21 protein-coding genes and 1 tRNA gene are annotated in these 23848 nt (G+C 41.7%); 16 read left to right on the forward strand and 6 right to left on the reverse strand.

The window, feature by feature from the left end; translation table 11 throughout:
- Positions 1-54: 54 nt before the first annotated feature.
- From ACE1CI_RS11695 to ACE1CI_RS11720, 6 genes are all read left to right on the forward strand, one after another.
- The gene (locus ACE1CI_RS11695; RefSeq protein WP_413261746.1) at positions 55-1581 is read left to right on the forward strand and encodes an NADH-quinone oxidoreductase subunit M; all 1527 of its coding nucleotides are present in this window, start codon (positions 55-57) and stop codon (positions 1579-1581) included.
- A 155-nt stretch (positions 1582-1736) separates the two neighbouring features.
- Positions 1737-3035 (forward strand): CO2 hydration protein, encoded by a 1299-nt coding sequence (locus ACE1CI_RS11700; RefSeq protein WP_413261747.1) that lies wholly within the window; start codon positions 1737-1739, stop codon positions 3033-3035.
- Between the two features lie 337 nt (positions 3036-3372).
- Positions 3373-4716: a hypothetical protein gene (locus tag ACE1CI_RS11705; RefSeq protein WP_413261748.1), complete on the forward strand. Its 1344-nt coding sequence runs from the start codon at positions 3373-3375 to the stop codon at positions 4714-4716.
- Between the two features lie 68 nt (positions 4717-4784).
- Positions 4785-5702 (forward strand): histone deacetylase family protein, encoded by a 918-nt coding sequence (locus ACE1CI_RS11710; protein WP_413261749.1) that lies wholly within the window; start codon positions 4785-4787, stop codon positions 5700-5702.
- A gap of 89 nt (positions 5703-5791) precedes the next feature.
- Positions 5792-6931 (forward strand): glutamate--cysteine ligase, encoded by a 1140-nt coding sequence (gene gshA, locus ACE1CI_RS11715; protein ID WP_413261750.1) that lies wholly within the window; start codon positions 5792-5794, stop codon positions 6929-6931.
- Positions 6932-7269: 338 nt separating this feature from the next.
- On the forward strand, positions 7270-7731 hold the full coding sequence (locus ACE1CI_RS11720) for a tRNA (cytidine(34)-2'-O)-methyltransferase (protein WP_413261751.1): 462 nt from the start codon (positions 7270-7272) through the stop codon (positions 7729-7731).
- 76 nt (positions 7732-7807) lie between these two features.
- On the opposite strand, the gene ACE1CI_RS11725 is transcribed toward ACE1CI_RS11720, so the two are convergent.
- Complete coding sequence (locus ACE1CI_RS11725) at positions 7808-7960, reverse strand: hypothetical protein (protein ID WP_413261752.1); 153 nt, start codon at positions 7958-7960, stop codon at positions 7808-7810.
- Between the two features lie 547 nt (positions 7961-8507).
- On the opposite strand from ACE1CI_RS11725, the gene ACE1CI_RS11730 reads away from it, so the two are divergent.
- The 5 genes from ACE1CI_RS11730 to ACE1CI_RS11750 all read left to right on the forward strand — a co-directional run bounded on the left by ACE1CI_RS11730 (position 8508) and on the right by ACE1CI_RS11750 (position 13207).
- Complete coding sequence (locus ACE1CI_RS11730) at positions 8508-10673, forward strand: peptidoglycan DD-metalloendopeptidase family protein (RefSeq protein ID WP_413261753.1); 2166 nt, start codon at positions 8508-8510, stop codon at positions 10671-10673.
- Positions 10674-10801: 128 nt separating this feature from the next.
- Positions 10802-10875 (forward strand) — tRNA-Met (locus ACE1CI_RS11735).
- A 76-nt stretch (positions 10876-10951) separates the two neighbouring features.
- Positions 10952-11215, forward strand: coding sequence for a hypothetical protein (locus ACE1CI_RS11740; protein ID WP_413261754.1), 264 nt, complete (start codon positions 10952-10954; stop codon positions 11213-11215).
- A gap of 73 nt (positions 11216-11288) precedes the next feature.
- Positions 11289-12455, forward strand: a complete 1167-nt coding sequence (locus ACE1CI_RS11745; protein WP_413261755.1) for a pentapeptide repeat-containing protein — start codon at positions 11289-11291, stop codon at positions 12453-12455.
- A 191-nt stretch (positions 12456-12646) separates the two neighbouring features.
- Positions 12647-13207 carry a hypothetical protein gene (locus ACE1CI_RS11750; RefSeq protein ID WP_496615417.1) on the forward strand — a complete coding sequence of 187 codons (561 nt, stop codon included), beginning with the start codon at positions 12647-12649 and terminating at the stop codon, positions 13205-13207.
- A gap of 97 nt (positions 13208-13304) precedes the next feature.
- Here ACE1CI_RS11750 and ACE1CI_RS11755 read toward each other — a convergent pair whose 3' ends face one another.
- Positions 13305-13748 carry a hypothetical protein gene (locus ACE1CI_RS11755; RefSeq protein ID WP_413261757.1) on the reverse strand — a complete coding sequence of 148 codons (444 nt, stop codon included), beginning with the start codon at positions 13746-13748 and terminating at the stop codon, positions 13305-13307.
- Between the two features lie 106 nt (positions 13749-13854).
- On the opposite strand from ACE1CI_RS11755, the gene ACE1CI_RS11760 reads away from it, so the two are divergent.
- From ACE1CI_RS11760 to ACE1CI_RS11780, 5 genes are all read left to right on the forward strand, one after another.
- The gene (locus ACE1CI_RS11760) at positions 13855-14145 is read left to right on the forward strand and encodes a hypothetical protein (protein ID WP_413261758.1); all 291 of its coding nucleotides are present in this window, start codon (positions 13855-13857) and stop codon (positions 14143-14145) included.
- A 588-nt stretch (positions 14146-14733) separates the two neighbouring features.
- The gene (locus ACE1CI_RS11765) at positions 14734-15519 is read left to right on the forward strand and encodes a TIGR04255 family protein (protein ID WP_413261759.1); all 786 of its coding nucleotides are present in this window, start codon (positions 14734-14736) and stop codon (positions 15517-15519) included.
- Between the two features lie 166 nt (positions 15520-15685).
- A complete protein-coding gene (locus tag ACE1CI_RS11770) occupies positions 15686-16129 on the forward strand; it encodes a hypothetical protein (RefSeq protein ID WP_496615418.1) in 444 nt (147 codons plus the stop codon).
- A gap of 8 nt (positions 16130-16137) precedes the next feature.
- Positions 16138-16584: a DUF7689 domain-containing protein gene (locus tag ACE1CI_RS11775; protein ID WP_413261761.1), complete on the forward strand. Its 447-nt coding sequence runs from the start codon at positions 16138-16140 to the stop codon at positions 16582-16584.
- A 124-nt stretch (positions 16585-16708) separates the two neighbouring features.
- Positions 16709-17020: a hypothetical protein gene (locus tag ACE1CI_RS11780; protein ID WP_496615419.1), complete on the forward strand. Its 312-nt coding sequence runs from the start codon at positions 16709-16711 to the stop codon at positions 17018-17020.
- On the opposite strand, the gene ACE1CI_RS11785 is transcribed toward ACE1CI_RS11780, so the two are convergent.
- The 4 genes from ACE1CI_RS11785 to ACE1CI_RS11800 all read right to left on the reverse strand — a co-directional run bounded on the left by ACE1CI_RS11785 (position 16992) and on the right by ACE1CI_RS11800 (position 23719).
- Entirely contained in the window at positions 16992-17447 is a 456-nt protein-coding gene (locus tag ACE1CI_RS11785) for a hypothetical protein (protein ID WP_496615420.1), read from the reverse strand. The genes ACE1CI_RS11780 and ACE1CI_RS11785 overlap by 29 nt on opposite strands.
- 261 nt (positions 17448-17708) lie before the next feature.
- Positions 17709-18149: a response regulator gene (locus tag ACE1CI_RS11790; RefSeq protein WP_413261764.1), complete on the reverse strand. Its 441-nt coding sequence runs from the start codon at positions 18147-18149 to the stop codon at positions 17709-17711.
- Positions 18133-21492, reverse strand: coding sequence for a PAS domain-containing sensor histidine kinase (locus ACE1CI_RS11795; RefSeq protein ID WP_413261765.1), 3360 nt, complete (start codon positions 21490-21492; stop codon positions 18133-18135). Before ACE1CI_RS11795 ends, ACE1CI_RS11790 begins: the two co-directional genes overlap by 17 nt.
- Before the next feature lie 277 nt (positions 21493-21769).
- Positions 21770-23719, reverse strand: a complete 1950-nt coding sequence (locus ACE1CI_RS11800) for a hybrid sensor histidine kinase/response regulator (RefSeq protein WP_413261766.1) — start codon at positions 23717-23719, stop codon at positions 21770-21772.
- Between the last annotated feature and the right edge of the window lie 129 nt (positions 23720-23848).

Raw genomic sequence — 23848 nt, forward strand, 5'->3', positions numbered from 1 at the left:
AACTTCCGATCGAACTCTCTTCCTAACTCCAAACTCAAAACTTTCCCTGTCATCATGCTGAGTACTTTAATTTGGTTGCCTGTCATCGGTGCTGCTATTATCGGCGTTTTACCTCAAGAAAAGGCAGCACGTAACGCTCGAAATTTAGCGTTAATAGTAGCTAGCATCGTCTTCTTTTGGACTATTTTCATTTTGTCCAAATTCAGTATTAGTAATCCCGGTTTTCAATTAACCGAATATCTGCCTTGGATTGAAACTTTGGGGTTGTCCTATAATTTGGGTATCGATGGGATATCTTTACCTTTAATAGTTTTAAACGGTTTGCTGATTTGGATCGTTATTTTCAGCAGCGGTGAAAACATTGCCCGTCCCAAACTTTATTACTCTTTAATTCTGTTAGTAAGTGCTGGGTTGGCAGGTTCTTTCTTAGCACAGAATTTACTGCTGTTTGTGCTGTTCTACGAAGTTGAACTCATCCCTCTCTATTTGTTAATTGCGATTTGGGGTGGTTTAAAGCGGGAATATGCAGCGATTAAATTTTTGCTGTACACAGCAGTTTCAGGAATTCTGATTTTAGCTGCTTTTTTAGCTTTGGGTTGGTTAGCAGGAAGTACCATTAGAGGCAGTAGTCTCAACTTTGATTACGCCACAATTAAATCAACGATTTTGCCTTTGGGTTGGCAACTTCCTCTGTTAATTACTTTGTTAATCGGTTTTGGCATCAAAACTCCTTTAGTTCCTTTCCACACTTGGTTGCCTGATGCTTATGTAGAAGCTTCTCCACCAATAGCGATTCTTTTGGGTGGCGTTTTAGCGAAGTTGGGAACTTACGGTTTAGTGCGTTTTTGTTTGGGTTTATTCCCTGATGCTTGGGGAACAGTGGCTCCTAGTTTAGCAGTTTGGGCGACGGTAAGTGTGGTTTATGGGGCACTAACTGCGATCGCCCAAAAAGACATCAAAAGAATGGTAGCTTATAGCTCGATCGGACACATGGGTTATGTGCTCTTAGGACTCGCCCCAGCAACACCTATAGGAACTGTTGGCGCAGTTGCCCAAATGTTCAGTCACGGCGTTATTTTAGCTGCACTCTTCTACTTAGTTGGTGTAGTTGAAGCAAAAGTTGGAACTCGCGAACTCGATGTGCTCAACGGTTTAATGAACCCCATTCGCGGTTTACCTTTTACTAGTGCATTTCTAGTCGCAGCAGGAATGGCAAGTGCAGGAATTCCTGGTTTAGTGGGTTTCATTTCCGAATTCTTAGTTTTCCAAGGCGCTTATGCAACTTTTCCTATCCCAACTTTAATCTGTGTGGTAGGAACAATGTTGACTGGAGTTTACTTTGTAATTCTGTTGAACCGCACCTGTTTTGGCAAGTTGGATAATGCTACAGCTTATTATCCCAAAGTGTTATGGTCTGAACGAATTCCCGCTTTAATTTTAGTAGGTTTAACTTTCTTTTTAGGCGTGCAACCTACTTGGTTAATGCGTTGGACTGAACAAAGTAGTACCGCATTAGTAGCATCTGTGCAAGTTCATCCACAACAGCAAATAGCTAAAGTCATCGAACCTCTGGAAAAGTAAAGTTCGTTGTCAGCGCTGTCTTCGCTAAAGCGCTTACAACGAACCTAATTGAACCTCTGGAAAAGTAAAGTTCGTTGTCAGCACTTCAGTGCTCCAGCGAAGACAGCGCTTACAACGAACCTAGTTAATTAGAAGTAATTTAGCAGGAAAAAAAGATGGTACAAACTCCCATTAAACCTTCAACTAAACTGCCTCCTTCTCGACATAGATATGCTGATGTTGTACATCGTTTGGAAGCTGGCGGTGCAATGTTACCTGATTCGCCAGAAAATTTGATGCAAATTATCGGTATCTATAAAGCTTATGCTGTACCGATGGATTTTTATTGGCGAGATTTGCTTTATATTGGTGAGAAAGTTTTTGTCGATCCTCTGCCTGTTTTTAAGTACTTCTTGCCCCAAGAATATTTAGATTTGCATAATCATTATCAAGGTGATGATGCAGATTATCGGGTTTGGAGAAAGGGAGAAGCTACAGCACATCCTGAACTTTTAGAGTTTATGGATAAGGGAGAATTAAAGAAGAATTTTCCCCGAATTTTCCATCACCTGTGGCACGATCGCGTTAACATGGAATTCGCCGAAGAATGTATGCGTTCTATGCTTTGGCATCGTCTCGGTGGTGGGATGGATGTTTATTTGGATACCCCGGAATATAAGAAGGCAGCTGATGAGGCGATTAAGTCTTACTTTAAGGGTAATCCAGCAATGTTAACCCTGTATAAACTGTTCCCTGATTTGTTTTTGGAACAGTGTCGCCAAGCTTCTTATTATGCTAATCTGGGGTTATTCTGGGAAGTAATGGCTCCGGTGTTTTTTGAGATTAGCGATCGCTACGATGCAGGAGAAATTACCACCGTTCCCCAAGCAATGGATTTCCTGGTAAATTGTATCTTTATCGCTGCCGGAAGACCAATTTATCACCATGTAAAAATTCGCGATGAAGTGCATAAAATCATTCCCAAAGATTTGGGTTTAATGTGGTTATATGATGCTGCTTTACCTTACGTCGAAGCAGTTTTCTATCGCACTTCACCTTTCCGAGGCACCAAATCTTATAACGCCCAAGCAAAACAAATTCCCGAAAAGCAAGAAGATTTCCACTATGGAATTCTCTATGCTGATGTGTTTCCGGTAGGTACTGCGGGTATTCCTCCAACACAATTAATGCAGGATATGTTCCATTTCTTGCCACCATATCTGAAGGATTACTATCACAAACATTGCCGCAATGAAGATGATATGTTAATCCAATTGGGAATTAGTTTCCAACGTTCCATGTATGTGGTGACATCAGCAGTATTTAACGGTTTAAGAACTGCTTTGTTGTATCCATTAGACGATCCAAATCCGAAACATTTGATGGCAAATCGGAAGTTCTTTGAATCGCAACTCGATCGTTTCTTGCGCCCAGAAGCGAGAATCGGTAGCATTCAAAATCAAGAGTACAGATAACTTCTCCAAGTTCGTTGTAAACGCTAAAGCGTTCGAGCACTGAAGTGCTTACAACAAACCTTTTTTACCAGGTTCGTTGTAAACGCTAAAGCGTTCGAGCACTGAAGTGCTTACAACGAACCTTTTTTACCAGGTTCGTTGTAAACGCTAAAGCGTTCCAGCACTGAAGTGCTTACAACGAACCTTTTTTACCAGGTTCGTTGTAAACGCTTTAGCGTTTACAACGAACCTTTTTTACCAGGTTCGTTGTAAACGCTAAAGCGTTCCAGCACTGAAGTGCTTACAACGAACAGTACAATAGCTGTGAAAGTTGTTTTTACTCACAGCAAACAAACTGATGAACAAAATAATTTACCCAACTCTTGATTTATTTCTTTACCACCAAAGAGAAGGTTTAACAGAAAACGAAGCAGATATTAACACAAATCATGCTAATTTTTGGTCTAATTTACCCAAGAATTTAAAGGTTGAACTGAGTGAAGAAGCAAAGGCAGAAAATACAGATTATGTCAGATTGCTAGAATTTTCCGAAGTTGCCAAGAGACAAAAACAATTTTTCTTTACTGCTTCTTTGGGCGGATATGCGATCGAAGCTTCTTACTATCCAATTCGTTTAGATGATACTTATGCGCTATTATTTGATTGCTATATTAATGATAAAATCCAAGCTCAACCTATTACTTGTCTACAATATTTAAAAACTTTAGCTGATTATAAAACTGCTTCTTTAGGCACAACTTGGATAATTTCCGGTTACTTATCGCCATCTTCTAACCCTCAAGTTATCGCTCAAGAATTATACAAAGAATTTACTGGAAAAGAATGGCAAAACCCCCAAGAAGGTAAGTTTTTAGGTGCTAATGTTTTTGAAATTTGGCAACCTCCGCAAAAGTGGGAAGATATAGAAAAGGAAAATCATCATGTTTTGATTTTTCTCTATCCTAACTTGCAAACGATGGGGAAAACAGCTAGTTTTTATAAACTGTTGTTACAGCTTTTTTGTTACCGTAATAAAGTTATTTGGGCTTATTCAGAAAGCCGAAAATGTCACCAAGAATTGCAGAAATTGGTTACGGAAATTGCCAATACAAACCAGAAGATAGAAAATATTTCGGCATCAAGCGATTTACAGAAAATACTCCAATGTCAGCCAAAAATATATTTTAATTATTTAACTAAACTCAGTCAACTGGAAACATGGCAACAAATAATAAATAACAACTTAGCTTGTTACCAATTTTTCATAAACCAAATTAAAAAAGAATCTCAATCTATTACTGAAAGAGATGTCACGATCGGCAAAACCGATCTGGTAATTTTAGAAGATTTTATTAGAGTAGTAGAGCAAACCTATCAATTTAAAATAGCTAAAAATTACACCAATTATAGTTTAATAACTAAAGTTTTAGACAGCCAGGTTAACATAATTCAAGGCATGATAGATTTAGAGAGAAAACAGAGCGATCGCACTCTCACCAACACCATTATCATCGCCAGTACCGGATTAGCAGCAAGTAGCATTACCGCCTCTATTATCTCTCAAAAATTGCCATCTCCCACAGAAAAAAGTAAACCAATTTCTGTTGAACAAGCTTTTGGTTTAAGTGTTGGAATTGGGTTGGTTGGAGTAGCGATCGCTTATGTGATTCTCCGTCTATTCCGCAAAGTTTTGCTAAAGTAATAAAAACCATTAATTGTAGTCGGCAGCGTGGGGTAAATTGCCATAAATAAAAAACTTAAAAATTCGTAATGGACTTGCCACTGATATATCATCCTGATTACATTGCACCACTTCCAGAAGGACATCGTTTTCCCATGCCCAAATTTCGCCAACTTTACGAATTACTTTTAACAGATGGGACTGCTAAACCACAACAATTTCATACACCCAAACACCCTCCGTTAGAATGGATTGAATTAGTTCACACACCAGAATATGTGCAAGCTTACTGTGAAGGCACACTAGACAGCAAAGCCCAAAGGCGAATAGGATTACCTTGGAGTCCAGCCTTAGTTAATCGCACCTGCATTGCTGTAGGTGGCACCATATTGACAGCCCAATTAGCATTAACTCATGGTTTAGCCTGCAATACTGCGGGAGGAACACATCACGCCTTCCCCAATTATGGCTCTGGTTTTTGTATTTTTAACGATTTAGCCATAGCCGCCCGTGTTTTGCAAAACATGGGACTGATCCAAAAAGTTTTAATTGTAGACTTAGATGTACATCAAGGAGATGGTACCGCCTTAATTTTTCAGGAAGACAAAAGTGTTTTCACCTTTTCCATGCACTGTGAAGTGAATTTTCCCGGTACTAAGCAAAAAAGTGACCTTGATGTTCCCTTACCAGAGGGAATGGAAGATGACGCATATTTACAAACTCTTGCTAGTTACTTGCCCGATTTACTCAGCCAAGTGAAGCCAGATTTAGTACTATATGATGCAGGAGTCGATATTCATTTAGCCGATCGCTTAGGTAAATTAGCCCTCACAGATACGGGAATTTATCGTCGGGAAATGCAAGTTTTAACCACTTGTATCGCCAAAGGTTATCCCGTCGCTTGTGTCATCGGTGGCGGATATGCTGACGACCTCAAAAGTTTAGTTTATCGTCATTCTCTACTGCATCGTGCCGCCAGCGAAATCTACCATCAGTATCATCTTTAATGCCAGACTAATGACAGAGGAGCAATCCAGTTCCCTTGTCGCTAAACTTACGTTAGAGCAGGTGATTAGTGACCTGTAAAGGATAAACCGTGCTGCTATCCAAAGGTTTTGAAGTTGAAATGTACACTGGGACACCACAAGGAGATATTGTGGGTCTTTCCGATCGCATTGTGGCAGACTTAGACGGATTTGTAAAAGAACCGGACAGCCGCAACGTCGAATATACTACCGCGCCTTTATGGTGTTACGATCGCTTACTCTGTGCTTTAGTCCGTCCCAGACAGCGACTCAGAGCCTACCTGCAACGTTTAGGCGATTATACCTTAATTCCCGGCAGTACCTTATCCTTGGGCGGGAGCGATCGTTTTTGGCGTTCCGATCCGCGCAACCCCTACCATACTTACATAGAAAACACCTACGGCACCAAAGTCGTCACCGCCAGCATACACATTAATATTGGCATTCCTCAAACAGAATTACTCATGCGGGCAATTCGCCTCATCCGCATGGAAGCACCACTCTTTCTCGCCCTTAGCGCCTCATCCCCATTCCTCGAAGGTCAACCCACCGGATATCATTCTACCCGTTGGGGACTTTTCCCCAAAACACCCGCCCACGTTCCCATTTTTGCAAGTCACGCCCACTATATTCGTTGGACAGAAGAACAGTTAGCAGCAGGAACAATGCAAAACGTCCGTCACCTTTGGTCATCCATCCGTCCCAATGGTAACAACCGTCCGCACGACTTGAATCGTTTGGAATTGCGAATTTGTGATTTAGTAGTAGATCCCGTTGCCCTTTTAGCTATTACCGCCCTGTTAGAAGCCAGAATTTGGCAATTAATCCAAGATCCTACCCTCGATCCTTTGGAAAAAAGCCAACTTTCCCCCGAAGATTTAGTAACTCTCACCGATGCCAACGAAGCCGCTGCCGCTAAATCCAGTTTAGAAGCCCAACTCCGACATTGGTCAGATGGTCAACCAATTTTGGCACGAGATTGGATCGAACAACTTTACCAAGAAGTTTGGCCCTTCGCCAAACAGCGAGGCTTTAGCTGTTTCCTCTCCCCCTTGAAAAAAATCCTCCGCGAAGGTAACACCGCCCAAAAATGGTTAACTCAAATTGACCAAGGTTTAAATGCCCGCCAAGTGATTACCCAAGCTATCCAAACCACCCTAACTCAAGAACAAGAATTAGAAGACAAACTCTGCCAAGTCTTAGTCGCCTAGTCTCTTTGGGGAGATGGGGGGATGGGGGGATGGGGAGATGGGGGGATGGAAAGACTAAATTAAAACCCTCTGACTCAAAACTTTCCCTGTACCCAGTCCCTAGTCTCCAGTCCCAACTCAAAACTCAACACTCATAACTTAAAACTTTTCTCCCCCCATCCCCCCCACCTCCCCACCTCCCCACCTCCCCAAATCCCCCCCAAAACTATCAGAATATTTAATCAATCGCTCGACAATCTCTTTGATTAATAAAAACTATTAAATGAGACTAATTTGTTAGTAAAATTTAAAAAAGTAATGTTTACAGATTAGTGCGATCGCACAAGCATAAACTCCTCATGGTGAAATTGGTTTTGGTACACCCGCAAATTCCCCCCAATACAGGCAATATTGCCCGAACTTGTGCTGCTACAGCCACAGAACTGCATTTAGTCGGGCCTTTGGGGTTTGAAATTAGCGATCGTTACCTCAAAAGAGCAGGCTTAGATTACTGGCCCTTCGTAAAACTTCACTTTCACCAGTCCTGGGCAGAATTTTTTGACCGACATCAACAACTTGGTGGGCGATTAATCGGATTTACTACTTCAGGAAGATGCAGTTATCTGAAATTGCTGTATCAACCCGATGACTGGCTATTGTTCGGTAGCGAAACCACAGGACTACCACCAGACATCCTGGCAATCTGCACAGAAACAGTTTACATTCCCATGTCTGAACGCGGTGTCCGTAGCTTAAACCTCTCCGTAAGCGTAGCAGCTGGCTTATTTGAAGCTAGGCGACAACTTGGTTATCTAGACTAACTAAAACCACTGCTCACATCTGAGCTTACTAGCGCCGAATAAATATATACCTCAAGAAGCTGTTTGTCAATTAACTCTAAATAGGCATATATTCATCCCAATATCTCAGACGATCTCTTGGTGCGATCGAGCAAGCTGAAATATTCAAAGAGTTTAAAACTATATCCCGCTTATTGTTCAGGATAACAGATAAATTTTTAGCTATCAAATTAAATTCATTAGCTAGCATAAGAAATTTGTATTGATTCAGCCATTGCTAGTCAGAGATTAACCCATAGAGATTATTCATTGTTGCCAGATTACTGTACACAGAGGCGGAAGTTGTAGTAAATTTCTAGCTTAACTGTTCTAGTTTTAGGCAGCGATTTAGCCTAGCCTTGCTCAAATCAGCACAGAGTCTCAAACTCGAATGATGCAATTTAGGTGCTGAGTTTTGTTCTAAGGGTGCTATAAATCTATGAAGTACACAAAAAGCATCTACCGAAGAGCGATTTAGCCCTGGATAATTCCTGTAACTCTTTTTCAGGAAAGCTCGCCCAATAGCCTGTTAAAGCAATATCAATCATTCACCGAATCAGGGTTTATAATCAGCTAGTGCAAATTTATTAATTCTTGTAAACTTGTCTAAATTCAAAAACCAAGGTAGTCTTGCTTAAGCATCTTTACTGTCAGTGATCTGGATCAAAAGCAAATGTGATACCAATCACAGGTTTTGTAAAGTTGGACAAAGCATCCATCAGGGCAGTTAAACGCTAGTGAAAGTAGGAGGTCGTTTTTTGAAACGAGCATTGACGCAGAAGATTAATCCCATCCCTGCCTGTGCAGCAGATGACTGCTCAATGGTGGGATCTTTAAAGCCAATTCCACCAGAGGTAAACCGAAGAACCCGCACCTCTGCGGCTATGATTGGCTTAGCTATTTCAATGGGAGCGTCTAGTAGCGTCCTACTAACAGGTCAGGGAGACAGTGCAGTAGCCACTGAACCAGGAGCTAATTGGGCGGTATCAACTTTTACCACTGCTACGACCGAAACAATGGGTTCTCAAGAGGTTAAATCGGTCACAGTAGAAGCACCAGAGGCAAAACCGCTGGCAGAGCCAAACCAGGAATTACCAGCTAATGCTAGCTCATCCCTAAATCAGCACAGTGATGGAACCGAAAGCCAAAGTGCAACAATTGAGCAACCAGCAGAGGTTTCAGAAACACCTGACACCCAAACAGCTACAGCAAGTAGCGTCGATCAACTTTTAAAAGTCAAACAAGCGGTAGCACTCAATCGTTTGAAAGAGTCATCGAACCGCTTGAGAAATAGTCTGGCGGAGTGGAAGTCTGAGGAGTCTTCTGTTAATTTATCGGTGCGAGTGAGCGAACCTGCGGCACCAACTGTAGTTTCCAGGCAATTACAACCTATTCTAGAATCATCGCCAGAGGTAGAACCAGTTTCTCCCCAATGGCAAGCTCAGGTAGCAACAGTCAAGCCAGCAGTAGCAGTGCCACCCCAAACCAAGCGGGAGTTAGGGCAACAGCTACAGGTAGAAGAACCTACTGTTTCAGTAGTTTATCAAGTTAAACCAGGGGATACTATTGCAGCGATCGCAAGGAAATATGAAGTTTCCGTAGCCACCATAGCAAAAGCTAACCAACTGGATAACCCCCATCGCATCCGAGTTGCTCAGCAACTGAGGGTTCCCCAAAATACTTTTAGTGCCGTACCAATTAGCAACCAACAGTGGGATAGGAACTACTCAGAATTTCAGCCAGTTACACCCAAATTGGCAACTGAAACTCAATTAAATAACTCGGCACCAAACTTGCCAGTAGTTTCAGCCCTACTGCCTCAACAAACAGGTGAAAATGCACCAGCAGATGTGACAGCAGCCGCATTTCCACTCAGCCAACAAGGAACAGATGATATCCAAGGTTGGGATGTTTCCGCAAATGAGCCAGTAGTAGAAACTATTTCCGCTCCCCGAGCAGGAAACAAATTCCTTGCTGCTAGCAAGCCAACTGGTGCGACTAATCAAGACAATTTATCGGCTCAAACTCAAAATAATCAGTTTGTTCTAGCGGAAAATGTTACCAATCAAGAAGCTGACAATAGAACAAAACAGTATTCTAATCCCTATGTAGAGCGACTACGGGCGGAAATTCTCCAACTCCGGCAACATGGACGGCAGCAACCAGGTGCTAATCCGCCTGCAAATAATCCAGCTTGGAATGGCAGGACAGCAACACCACCAGCCACAAACACCAATAATTCAGCTGCTCAATTACGTGGCACAAACAACTACCCAGTAAATCCTGATTTCCGGCCTAATCAATATAACCAAGCTCTACAAGCCGAAATCCAAAGACGTGCTGAAGAAGCGCCTGCTAACTTACCTCGCACTTCTTACCAGATACCACCAACCCAATCCAGAAGACAACAAACGGTGGTCACAGCACCTTTAGGTGTAGACCAATATCAGCCTTATAACCAAGACTTACCAGGTCAGACTGTATCTCCCGATTTACCACCGCTAGAGAACCCCTATAATAACTATCCGGGTACTAACCAACAGATGACTGGATATATGTGGCCTGCAAGAGGAACACTCACCTCTGGTTATGGTTGGCGCTGGGGCAGAATGCACAGAGGGATTGATATTGCGGCTCCCACTGGTACACCGATTTTTGCTTCGGCTCCGGGAGTTGTGGTTTACGCTCGTTGGAATTCTGGTGGCTACGGCAATTTAGTACAGATTAGACACCCCGATGGTAGTCTGACTCGCTATGCTCACAACAGCCGCATTTTTGTACAGGAAGGGCAAATAGTTGAGCAAGGTCAATATATTGCTGCTATGGGTAGCACCGGACGTAGCACTGGCCCTCACAGCCACTTTGAAATCCATCCCGAAGGACGGGGAGCAGTCAACCCAATGGCTTTCTTACCTCGGAATTAACAGGGAACTCTCAATCAGGTAGTTTGGTCAATCAGTTTGTTACGCGATCGCCAACTACCTGATAAATTTAAAAAAACCTTGCAATTTCTGGAAAGAGTGTGTTATATTAATAAAGGTCGCAAAAACAAGGCTCAGTAGCTCAGTTGGTTAGAGCACGGGACTCATAAGCCTGGGGTCGTTGGTTCAAATCCGACCTGAGCCATTTCAAACGCTAAATAAATCAATAGTTTCAGCCAAACTACCTTCCTCTGCCTTTCACCTATCCCACCTATTTTGGCATGGTTTCACACCTGACCAACAACCCCGCTATTGACTTAGAAAACGGTCAAGTTAACTTAGATGTTTTAGCTAAACCATCACCAGTAATGGAGGTACTAAACATCAGACTATCAAGAGTTTCCCTTGGTACTGTACTTGCTGAGGTTGCTTCATCGGGCGATCGTTCTCCAGTTAACAACCCCGAAGTTAACCCTCAGTCTGCTAAGTCTTCCCAACCAGCAACAGCTAACCCTAGCGGCGGCGGTGCTACTATTTCTAGATAGTTTTCTTTATTGTGCTAGTTGACTACATTAGGTTAACTAGTATTACTTTTATCTAGTAGTCAGGAAATCTCAAATGATAAACACTGAAAAAAGATATCTTCAGAATCCGGCAATACGTCAATTATTAATAACAAAACAAGGAGAAAATAAGAATTTTGACCGTCAAGACCTGCGTGATGTTAACTTACAAGGAGCTAAACTAGCAGATGCTAGTTTCACTAATGCTGATCTCAGTAATGCAAACTTACAAGATGCGGATTTATCCAGAGCAAAACTAGTACAAACGCAGTTAGATAAAACTGATTTTACTGGCGCTACTCTTACTGGCGCATATATTGAAGATTGGGGAATTACGAGGGGAACTAAGTTCGACGGCGTAAGGTGTGAATACGTTTTTATGCGACTGCCTACTAAATATAATCCCGATCCATTTCGTAAACCTGATAATAATAAAGAAGTTTTTGCTGATGGGGAGTTTGGTGATTTTATTAAACCAATTGTTGATACTCTTGACCTCTACCACAACCAGGATGTTGACCCCCGTGCTATAGCAATTGCATTTAAGCAGTTAGCAGAAAATCATCCAGATGCAGAGTTAGAGATTGTGGCAATTGAAAAACGTGGCGCTGGTAATATCTCACTCCGGGCGGCAACTTCTCCAGGTGCAAACCGTTCGGAATTGAGTAGTGAATATTCTGCTAAATATAACGAAATTAAAGCATTAAATCAAGAATTAAAAGCTAGATTAGCTGAAAAAGATAGTCGAATTATCAGTTTACAAAATATGCTAGAAACTGCTTTACAGCGACCTAGCTTTTATGCAGAAAATTATCACAATCAAGGAGATACTATGTCAGATAATAGAGGCGATATTTACGCTCAAAGTGGTAACTTTGGCATCGGTCACATGAGTGGTGGCACAATCGAAGGAGGCGCTAAAGTTGCTGGTGTCATTAATGAAGCTGAACAACGAAACTTAGCCGAAACTGCGGCAGAGATACAGCAATTACTAGAACAGCTAGACAAATCTTACTCGACTGATACTACTGCTGGTAAAATGGCGATCACAACCGAAGCCATTAAGCAAATAGAAAGTAATCCAACCCTGTTGGCACGGATAATGAGTGCTTTAAAAGCAGGTGGTGTTGCTGCTTTAGATTCAGCACTTGACCATCCTGCTGCTAGTTTTGTGATAGCTGCTTTACAAGATTTACATGAAACGGGGAAGGCTGAACATTGATGTACTTTAGTATGCGATCGCTTTTTCAGGATTTAACAACTTTTCTGGAATAGATAATGGATGAAACGTAAGAGTTCCCACAGAGTTTTAACAATACTGGAACTACGAGATAGTTTAACTGGTATACATAACTAGTAAACCTGTGTTAAAATAAAGAGACAAGGCAAGGGATAAGATAAAAGACATTAACTATGGAAACCGAAGTTATTAACCAACGGGCAGAAGCGATCGATCGGACTGAGATAGAAGAAGATCAACACGCTGAGGCGATCGCTGCTTTAGTATTTCCCACTGAAATAGAACCACAGCTTAAACTGCAAAAATACAAATGCCCCGTATGCCGTCAGGCTATCCAGCAAGGTCAACGGCTAGAAACAGACACAACAGAAGAAGGGCATATCTTAGGCGTGTTACATGAAAGCTGCAAAGAAGCGGTTGACGTTTATCGGACGCTGGACAATAAAGCGGGTATCGCTAACTATCTGAAAAAGACAGAACCTACTGATAACTACCCCCCGGTTCAACTGGTAACTCTCAACGAATGGTTAGAGTCTGAAGGTTTAAACTTGGACAAGTCCGAAAAGCATCGGTTAGCGGCGGCGGTGTCCAAAAAGTATCAGGAAGAGACAGGTTTAAAACCTAGAACTGTTATTCGTACCATTGCATCTGGAAAGTTTGCTAACAAGGCAAAAGGCTATAGACCCGAACATTTAGACATCTTGAAAAAAGCTTATGCTGAAATAACCAGTTAACTAGTTTTTTGACAATAACTTATTAAAAAACCCTTGGATAGTTCCAGGGGTTTTATGTTGGGTATTTCTAGTTTGTAAACCAGTAGACTAGTTTGTATTATTGATAAGTCCAAGTATTAAAAACAATCTCAAACTCAAGCATTGACATATTATTACCCATGCGATCGGTTTCGGGAAAGTTAGCCCCCGCAAACTGGCACTCGTTCAGAATAAAAGTACCTGCTCCATCAATCGGTTTACCTTGTAAGTCAACTGTTACAGGTTGAATACTAACGTTAAAAGTTTCTCCCCCTTCTGCTACTTGCTTTCTATAAAACTCAATAAGAGCTTTATCTTTTGCCGGATCGAAAGGTTTAGATAAGGTCACATTTTCACGACTGGTAAAGCCTAAATGTTTGTAAGTAGTACCTGTAACCCCATCGTTATAGTCTACAGAGTCTCTACGTTCTCTGGGAGAGGTACATCTAGTAAAATAACCCTCTTGACCAGCCATTGTTACCAAATATTGCTTCTGGTAGGTCGGTTTTAAGTTGCTTGGCATTAATGTATAAACTTCTCTATTTACGTCATCACTAAGCTGTAGGTTTACTAAGAGTTTTACAGAGTAGTTTTAGGAAAGTTTTTTAAACTAGTGATACTTTACAGTAATGGATAAACCCAAATATTTAGCAGATGAAAAAGGGAATATTAATATAGTTTTGCCAGTATCCGGCGCTAACGTTAGCCTCAGACCTCCAAAAGGTAAAGACCTTGCTGCGATCGAAAAAGCATCAAAGACAGAAGACATAACCAATGTCGAGATCATGGCTTCTACCATTGCTCTTTTAGCCTCACCCAAGATGTCTAAAGATGAAGCTTTAGAGTTAGATGGAGAAGACTTAATAGAACTAGGGCAAGCGTTGAGCTTTTTTCGAGTTCTCGGTAGAAATAGCCAGTAAAACTAACGAAGTCTACTACACCTTAGAAGGTCGTAGGTTTACTCTATATGAACTGAAAAAATCCTTGATAGCGTCCTGTGGCGGTAAACTCACGTCAGCCTACCTCAAAATCTGGAAGCAACAGCTATGGCAGATCGTAGAAGTTATCGAGATAATAAATGAACTTCATGAGGAAGCTAACTCAACTGACGAAAATATAGAAGACTGGATAAAGTAACGTATACCGAACTTAATATACTGAGGCATCCCCTGATAAGCATTTTAACTTCTCAGGGTTATTTGTTAGGTTACTTTACAAAGCTGGTTAACTAGTATTATACAACAAATAGTTTACCAGTTAACTAGTTATGTTTACCATAAACCGTAATAGAATCGAAAACTCCGTCATCCTGTAGGAATTAAACACTATATGTAGTGTTTAATCTAAAAAACTAATCTATATATAGGTTTAGAAAATTTTAGTTAAGTTCTGTTACAATAGTTAAGTAATTAACTGTTTGCTGATGTAGTTTCAGGTTAAATGAAAATTTAAGTAATTTCTCTCATTTTAGATAAGTTAAACCTAATAAATAACATAAAGCTAAGAAAATGAATATCCCTAGCTCGGAGCGCGTTATATACGAAATTAATCCTCTAATTGAGGTTGCCTGCCAGTTAAGATTTCCAACTATCTTAAAGATAGGAGTTCAAGAACCAGCCGAATTTCAAGAAAAGATTAGGTTCAAATATCCTGTCTATGAAATAATTCAGAACCTACCCTTTTCTACTGAGCTTCAAAAAATTATCCAAAAATTTAATAATCCTGTGACTACAGATTTTATTTATCAGTTTACTTCAGAAGATCTAACCTGGAGAGTCCTTTTGTACAAAGATTTTATAGAACTGGCAACCCGGCAATATAAGAGATATGAAGAATTTAAGCAAAGATTACAAGATATATTAGAAGCTTTTGAGGATGTTTTTCAACCAGCCTTTTATTCACGAGTTAGCTTAAAATATCAAGATTTAATTATTCGTTCTCAGTTAGGGTTGGAGCAAGAAAGTTGGCAAGAGCTTATTAGGAGTGAAATTGCTCATGAGTTTCATATCAAAGAATTTTCTGGGTCTTTATCTAATTTTTTTAATGTTATTAAATTAGAGATTGATGGAGGTGAATTAATTTTTAAAAATGGTTTAGTTAATTTGGAAAATGAAGAAACAGATGAAGAGGAAGAAGGCTACTTATTGGAATCCGAATTTTTAACAGCAAACAATATACAAAGGGGAAGCGATGTTTGGAACTGCCTTGACAAATACAATCAATTATCTGGAAACCTTTTCCGTTGGAGTATTACCGAAAAACTTCACAAAGCCATGCGACCCCAACCCTTTTAAAATTAAATCAGAAAATGTTGTTAAACGTCATTACTCCAGCTATTCCTCAGTTTCAGGATCAACTTTTTCATCTCTAAATATTCAATTTACCAATTCTCGAATAGACGAAAAAAATCTGGTTTTTTTAAGCTATTGGATGCTGTTAAATACTCTGCCATCCGAAGTGATGGAAAGAGCATTAACACAATTAAATGATGTGATCCAAGATTACATAGACAAAGATTTGCAAAATCGAGTCTTTGTACCATCTAATGTATCTAATTATTCAGATGTTCCTAAAATTAATATTAACAAAGTTTTTTCGGTTCATAAAAGCTCTAAATCAGCTATTTTAAGAAAATTTGAGCAATTAACATCTAAATGGAAAGAAGAAACAGCTATATTTTCATCAATAAAGAAAAAAATAAATCATCCGGCTTATCAAGAAATTATTGCTATGGGAGAAGAAGTAATACCCCTGATTTTAGAAGAACTTAAAAGAGAACCGAGCCACTGGTTTTATGCTCTTAGCGTTATCACCAAGGTTGATCCAGTAAGTTCAGAAGATAGTTTTGAGCAAGCGGTTGAAGCGTGGTTGAATTGGGGTAAAAATCAAGGCTATATCAAGTAAAGCTCTCAATGGATTTAATAAAACTTGAACTTAAGTTTCCTAACTTAAGAAAAACCGGATACAAAAAAACCAGTGACCAAACTGCTCAATACAATTGTATTGCTTGGGTTGCTGGAGTTAAAGATCGTCCTTGGTGGCCTATCAATCAAAAACCCTATTATTGGCCTTTAGAACCGCGAATTGAATCCCTAGAATCATTCATAGAAGCTTTTAAAACTTTGGGATATGAAATCTGTGACAATGGCGATTTAGAAGTAGGCTATGAAAAAGTTGCAATCTACACAGATGAAGGGGAGCCAACCCACATGGCGCTACAATTAGATACAGGAGAATGGACAAGTAAATGTGGAGATTGGGAAGATATTACTCATACTTTAGAAGGATTGGAGGGCGATTTCTACGGTAAGGTTTCTATTTTCATGAGAAGGCTAAGACTAGAATCTAAGGGTATGTAAAAACCTTAGTATTTATACTCATAAAAAATATCTCTTAAGAATTTAGCAGGTTGACATATATAGTTAACTAGTAGTAGCATGAGAGCATAACCAAGGACACCAAGACATTAACTAAGGCTAGCTGATGGCTAACATTAATATAGTACCTGCTAAAGGTCAAGATCAACAGCAAGAAAGCTCTAATCAAAGGGTTATTATCGTTCAACAACCTACCCCCGAACCATCATCGGTTACAACTTGGGAGTATGTAGCAAAGATCGTTAATAGCGGTGCTTTTGCTGTTTTAGTTTCTTGGTGTGTAGTTGGTTTTCTTATTTGGAGAGGTGTTAAAGATGCGATCGCCAAACATTTAAGGTTAATGGAAACGTTAACTTTAACTACTAGAACGAACTCGCAAGTATTAGAAATTAATGCAGCATCATTAAGAAGGTTTTAGTCTTTCTAATGCCCGTCGTCTTACTTTTGGTGGTTTTTCTGGAAGGAGTAGCAAGAGTCGATCGACTTTTCCAGTCTGGTATCACCTCGTTTAAAGCTTCTTGCAAAATAGGTGTTTCTTCCTGAGTAAAACCATTAGCTTTCTTAAGCCATTTACCCCGGCTATCTGGACGGGTGATCACTCTGGGAGTGCTACCAGTTTTTTCTTTGTATAGTCTGGATAATAACAAAGCTAACTTGTGCTTTTCCGATCGTTCCAGTTCTAAACCCTTGCTTTCTAGCCATTCAGATAGAGTTATCATATCTTTTGCGGGTGTAATTTCTTCTACAGGGCTTAAGTCGTCTGCTAAGGCTAAGGCATATTGTGCGGGTTGAGCTAAAGCCGCAACTAAAAGCTTAAGTATTTGTTTTTTAGGTATTAAGTCCAAATAGTGAACCTCGTTACTGCTGTCCTTGGTTCGGCTTAACTGGTTTAAGACTACAAGCATTTAAAAATGTTCCCTCACTATGAAAGTTTTAATATATTTAGATATTACTCTACTTTTAGAAAACCTGTTATGTCAACCTGTACACCATACAAGGCATGAGTGAAAGGTGATGAGCCCGAAACTACATGAGAGCTTTCAAGCTAAAAGTCGAGTGAGACTATGACTGGTAACTGGTTAAGTTGAGTAACGTTGTACCTAACTCTATTCAGGAGGAAGTTCAACAAAGGCAAGCCAGAAGCGTTCAATTGACTGAACCACATCGACAAACTGTTCCAACTCAACAGGTTTGACCAGGTAACAATTGACACGGAGTTGATAGCTTTTCAAGATGTCAACTTCATCCGATGAAGTCGTTAGAACCACAACGGGGATAGTCATTAACTTCTCATCTGCTTTGATTTGGGCTAGTAGCTCTCGACCATTTTTCTTTGGCAAATTTAGATCTAGCAAGATGATGTCAGGACGGGGAGCGTTTGCATATTTTCCTGTTTTATAAAGAAAATCAGTTGCTTCTACTCCATCTCGAACGATATGCAATTCGTTCAAAAACTTACTTTCGCTTAACGTTTCCTGAATCAGAACTGCGTCGCTTCTAGAATCTTCTACTAGTAGAATTGTGAGTAATCTAGCGTGGATTGTCATCTTGACTCCTCTTAGAGATAGGGATGGTGAAAAAGAAGGTTGCACCCTCCCCCAGTTGAGACTCAACCCAAATTCGTCCTTCGTGCCGTTCAATTATCTTTTTACAAATTGCTAACCCCAAACCTGTGCCAGAATATTCATCACTGGTATGCAGACGTTGAAAGATAGTAAAAATGCGATCGCCATACTGGGGTGCAATCCCAATGCCATTATCCTGAATAGAAAACAGCCATTCTCCGACTGGTGTTGTCAAACCTGGAAAGCCGTCTTGATCGGAAGCTCTACTTGCTTCTACTGTAATAATTTTTGCCCTGATGTGAATCCTTGGCTCGGCTTCACTTCGGTACTTTAAGGAATTACCAATGAGATTTTGTAGTAGTTTTGCCATTTGGTTAGGGTCGGCTGTAATGGTTGGCAAAGAATCTGCGGTGATGATGGCTTTATTTTCGCCGATCGCCACCTGTAAATCTCTCTTCACCCGCTCCAATAGAGCATTAAAATCAACAGATTGCAGTTTCAATTCAGAACGACCTGCTCTGGAGTAAGCAAGCAAGTCTTTAATTAGTTGCTGCATCCGGGTTGCGCCATCCACAATAAACTCAATGTATGTATCGGCTTTGGCATCGAGTTGCCCTTGATACCGCTTTGCCAGCATTTGCGTAAAACTGGTAATTGCCCTTAACGGTTCCTGCAAGTCATGGGAAGCTACATAAGCAAACTGTTCTAGCTCCTGATTAGAGCGTTGTAACTCTTCTGCCAGTTTTCGCGCAGACTCTTCAGCCTGTTTTAGTTGGGTAACGTCTCGTCCGATCGTCATCACAGAAACGATGGAATTGTTGGCATCTCGTTCTGGAACGACTTTGACCTGGTAACTCCTGGGTTCATTCTGGATCATTATAGTGAATTCATCGCTCCGCATTTCGCCCGTGACAAACACACTCTCTAGGGAAGCTTCCCAGGAGCGAGTCAAATCTTCAGGGTGGCCCAATTCAGACGGCTTTTTACCCAAGTAAAACTCAGGGGGAAAGTTAGCGAGTCGGATTCTGGCTGGATTGATATAGAGATAGCGGTATTGGCGATCGTGCCGAGTAATCACATCAGGCGTATTCTCCACCAAAGTCCTGAATTCCCGCTCACTTTGTTGCAGCATTTCATTAGCTTCCCGCAGTTCCCTGGTACGCTCTTGTACTTGACGTTCTAACTCATCTCTTGCTGTCCGCAGTGCTTGAAGAGCTTGCTTGCGCTCGGTGATGTTCAGAAATGCGCCGATACTGCCTCTCGGCTGTCCGTATTCATCGAATAAGGGAGCAGCATATTCTAACAGCGTTACTATTGTGCCATTCTGCCAGACAACCTCGATTTCTAAATCTCGAACTTCTACTCCATGTTTTGCTGAGTATTGCAAAGGTAATTCTTCGGTTGCCATTTCCCGCCCATTCTGGTAAACCTTGAAGTTAGTAGGGCGTTCTTCTTCGGGCGCACTAAGAGACGCATTGATGGTGGGTGGGATACCCAACACCTCGGCAAAGGCTGGATTGACTCGAATGTGACGACATTCTCGATCTTCTGCAATGCCAATGCCGATCGGAATTACATCCAGCAGAGTTTGCAATTCAGTCACTTTCTGTTGGAGTTCCTGATTCAATTGCAGAATCGATGCCTCTGCCTGTTTGCGAACAGTGATATCTTCGGAAAATATAATAATGCCGCCAATCTCACCCGTTGCAGTATGCCAGGGACGAACTTCCCAGCGTGTCCATTGCTGCCTGCCATCTGCCCGTACAAATAAATCTTCATCACAGGTTTCGATCGCTCCAGCCAAACAGCGTTGATGAATCTGTCGCCAACGTTGTGGGATTTCGGGAAAGATTTCGTAGTGCGATCGACCAATTAGCAATTCCAACGAACCAAAATGATAGTCATCTGCCCAACGTTGGCTTGCGATCGCATAACGCATATCTCGATCGAACATAGCGATGCCAGCCGGGGCATATTGAGCAAATAAGCGCAGGAGAGATTCTCTTTCTTGCAGCGTGGCTTCAGTTTGTTTGCGATCGGTAATATCGGTGAAGACTCCAATGTAACCAACGGTTTCACCGTTAGCGTCCACTTCTGCGAGTGCCTGAATGTAGTACCAGATCGCGCTACCATTCAAATGGACAAGTCTGCCTTCATTTTGATAAAGTCCTCGTTGCTGAGAATTCTGGCTCCATTCCAGCCATGCGCCAACCAGACGATCGCGATCCTCCGGGTGCAAGGTTTCCACCCAACCCAAATCCATCGCTGATTCTACTGTCCTACCTGTCATCTGAGTCCAGTAGTTGTTGATATAAATACATTTATGATCGGCATCAAATCGAAAAATGACTACTGGCAAAGCATCTGCCAGCGTGGAAAACAGGCGTTCTCGTTCTCGTAATTCTGCTTCTGCGCGTTTGCGATCGGTAATCTCCTCACAAACAGTACTAATGCCGATGATGCGTTCGCTTCCCTTCCCGTCAGGCGTATCGCCATCCCTTAAAGGCAAAAAACTCTCTAACCAGGTTCTCTGTACCCCCGGTTGCGCCGGAGTTTCTCCAGTGATTTCCACATTTAGGAGAGGTTCTCCTGTTTCTAAGATTGGGCGTAACAGTCGTTCAGCAGTATCAGCCAAATCAGGTAGTAACTCCCGGATTGTCCGACCGATATGTGCCTCAACCGGAAGCCCATTCATGTCTGCCAATCGTTGATTAATTCGCACAAAGCGAAGTTCAGTATCCAAAACATTCAACCCAATCGGGGCAGAGTTGTAGATAGTTTCGATTTCCGCAAGTTGTCGCTGAATTTGGCTTTGCTGGTTCCGTAAGGCTACTTCTGCCTGTTTACGTTGAGAAATATCTCGTGCTGCCGAGACTCGCACGCTTCGCCCCTGATAAAGGCTCTGCTTACCAACCACCTCCAAGTCGATGAAAGTGCCATCCTTCTTGACACCAGTTACCTCATACGGTTGTTCGTATTGGCTTTCAATATGACGCAGAACTATTTCCAGAGATTCAGGGGTAAGAAAGTCAACGGCTGATTTACCAATCACTTCTTCTGGAGAATAGCCAAACATTCTGGCAAATCCTGGGTTTGCATTAATAATCTTGCCTTTTTCTTGAACGACAATACCTTCAAACATGGCATCTAACAGAGCGTGAAAACGCATCTCACTTTCCTGTAATGCCTGCTTTGCTTTTTGGCGTTCAGCTATTTCCCATTGAAGGGATTGATTAAGAGCGGTCAACTCTTCGATGGAAACTGCCAGAATTTTATTCAGCAGGTCTATCTGTTTTGAGAGTAAGGAGTTCTCGATATTTGCCATGATGCTATTTCTCGGAAGTGACAGGGGACTGGGGAGATGGGTTCGGTTAGAGGAGATGGGGGGATGGGGGGATGGGGAGATGGGTTCGGTTAGAGGAGATGGGGAGATGGGGAGGGCTAATTCATGTTCGGAGGAGAAAATAATTTGGTCGGGATTGAGATCTATTGAAGTCAGGCAACCAAAAGGAAGAATCATCAAGCATCTCTTTCCCCCCACCTCCTCTAACCGAACCCATCCCCCCATCTCCCTAGTCCCCAGTCCCCAGTCCCCTGCTCTTCTACGTTTTTTGACCAATCAGTTCTGCAATTGCACAAACCAAGGCATTTGGTTCGATCGGTTTAGCTAAATGCTGCTGATATCCTGATGCCAGAGCAGTTTGTCGATTTATTTCGCCTCCGTAGGCGGTGAGTGCGATCGCGGGTAGTGCTTCAGCAGATGCCAGCCGACGAACCTGCTGCAATAAACGATACCCATCCATATCCGGTAAGCCAATATCACTCACTAAAACATCAAAGGTAGTTTGGCGCAGGGTATTCAGGGCTACATTAGCAGAACCAACGGCAACCAGTTTTGCACCCGCTTCCTTTAATATCCAAGCTATCAGTTCTCGTGAATCATGCTCATCTTCAACCAGAAGTATCCTTGTTCCTTGTAAATCTGAGGTTTGGTTGCTAGTTGGTAAATGGGGGGTTACAGGTTGAGGTTCTAACAGTAACGGCAACCGAACGGTAAATGTAGCGCCTTGCCCCTCCCCAGGACTTTGGGCCGTAATGGTTCCACCATGAGCTTCCACCAGTTGTCGCACTAATGCCAGTCCCAATCCTAAACCACCAAATTGTCTGGTTGTAGAGCTATCCTCTTGACGAAATCGATCGAATACGAAAGGAAGAAAATCTGGCTTGATTCCTTTGCCAGTGTCCCTGACTGTAATTTGAGCATCATGATTGATTTGCTCTAGTTGAACCATAATCTTGCCGCCGTTAGGAGTAAATTTAACGGCATTTGTCAGTAAATTCCAGATCAGTTGTTGCAGCCGAACGATGTCACCTCTGACATAGCCCTGTTTTAGGTCAAATTTGGTTTCAATCTCCAGATTCTTAGCTTGGGCTGCCAGCCTCACTGTCTCGATCGCCGCTTGAATTGGTTCGCTCAACAACACTGGAGCCTGAGTTAGTGTGAGTTGCCCTCGAATCATTTGCGACACATCTAGCAGGTCTTCCACCAGTTGTGCTTGGCGTTGAGCATTCCGTTCGATCGTCTCTAAGGCAGTTTGAGTTTGCTCGACCGAAAATTGGCGAGTTCGGAGCAATTTCACCCATCCTAAAATCGGGTTAAGGGGAGTTCTCAGTTCATGGGACAGGGTTGCCAAAAACTCATCTTTCATCCGGTTGGCTGTTTGAGCTTGGGCAAAGGCGATTTCTGTTTCTCGTAGTTGAGTAATGTCACGAGCGATCGTTAACACTGTTTCGATCGAGCCATCTGCTCTAAACTCTGGAACTACATAAGTTTGGTAGGTTTTCCATTCTTCCTGATACTTCACTCGAAATTCATCAATTTCTATCTGTCCAGTTGTAAATACTCTCTCTAAAGCAGTTTCTAGAAACTGAATCATTTCTTGGGGATATCCCAGTTGAAATAATGTTTTCCCTGAGTAACTTGTGAGAATTTCCAGTTGGTTGGTACTAGCTGGATTAGTGTAGAGGCAGCAAAATTGGCGATCGTACCGAGCAATAATGTCAGGTGTATTTTCTACTAACGTCCTAAATTCTCTTTCCCGTTGTTGAAGAATCTCGTTGGTTGTAACTAATTCCTGGGTTTGGTCTTGAAGCTTTCTGAGAATTTGGGAGCGCTCGATCGCATATTCGATCGTTTTTACCAGCAATTCAGATGAAATCTGTCCTTTAACCAGATAGTCTTGCGCTCCCTGAGCAACTGCTTGTCGAGCCAAGTTTTTATCTTGCAGTCCAGTTAAAACTACGATGGGAATATGAGGAACGGCTCTATGAAGCTGAACAAGCGTGTCTAGCCCTTGAGAGTCGGGTAGGGATAAATCCAGAAGAACCACGTCAAACGTATTTTGCTGTAACTGTTCTAGGGCGACGTTAAGCCGTTTGCAATGGGATATCTGCCAAGCTTGTTCATCACTGTCTTGTAACAACTCCATCAATAGAACCATATCAGCAGGGTTGTCTTCCACAAGCAGAGCAGCAATCTCGTTACGAGCCATTAATTCCTCGATTACTTGCAGCCTTAGAGATAGTTAAATTCATACTAGCAACAGATGGCAAGCATTTAGGTGTGCAATACAACTAACTATAATTTTGAACCTACGTTGTTATAGTTAACTAAGTAGGTG

Origin of the sequence: Floridaenema flaviceps BLCC-F50 (assembly GCF_041929275.2) — a bacterium.
GTDB lineage: Bacteria > Cyanobacteriota > Cyanobacteriia > Cyanobacteriales > Aerosakkonemataceae > Floridanema > Floridanema flaviceps.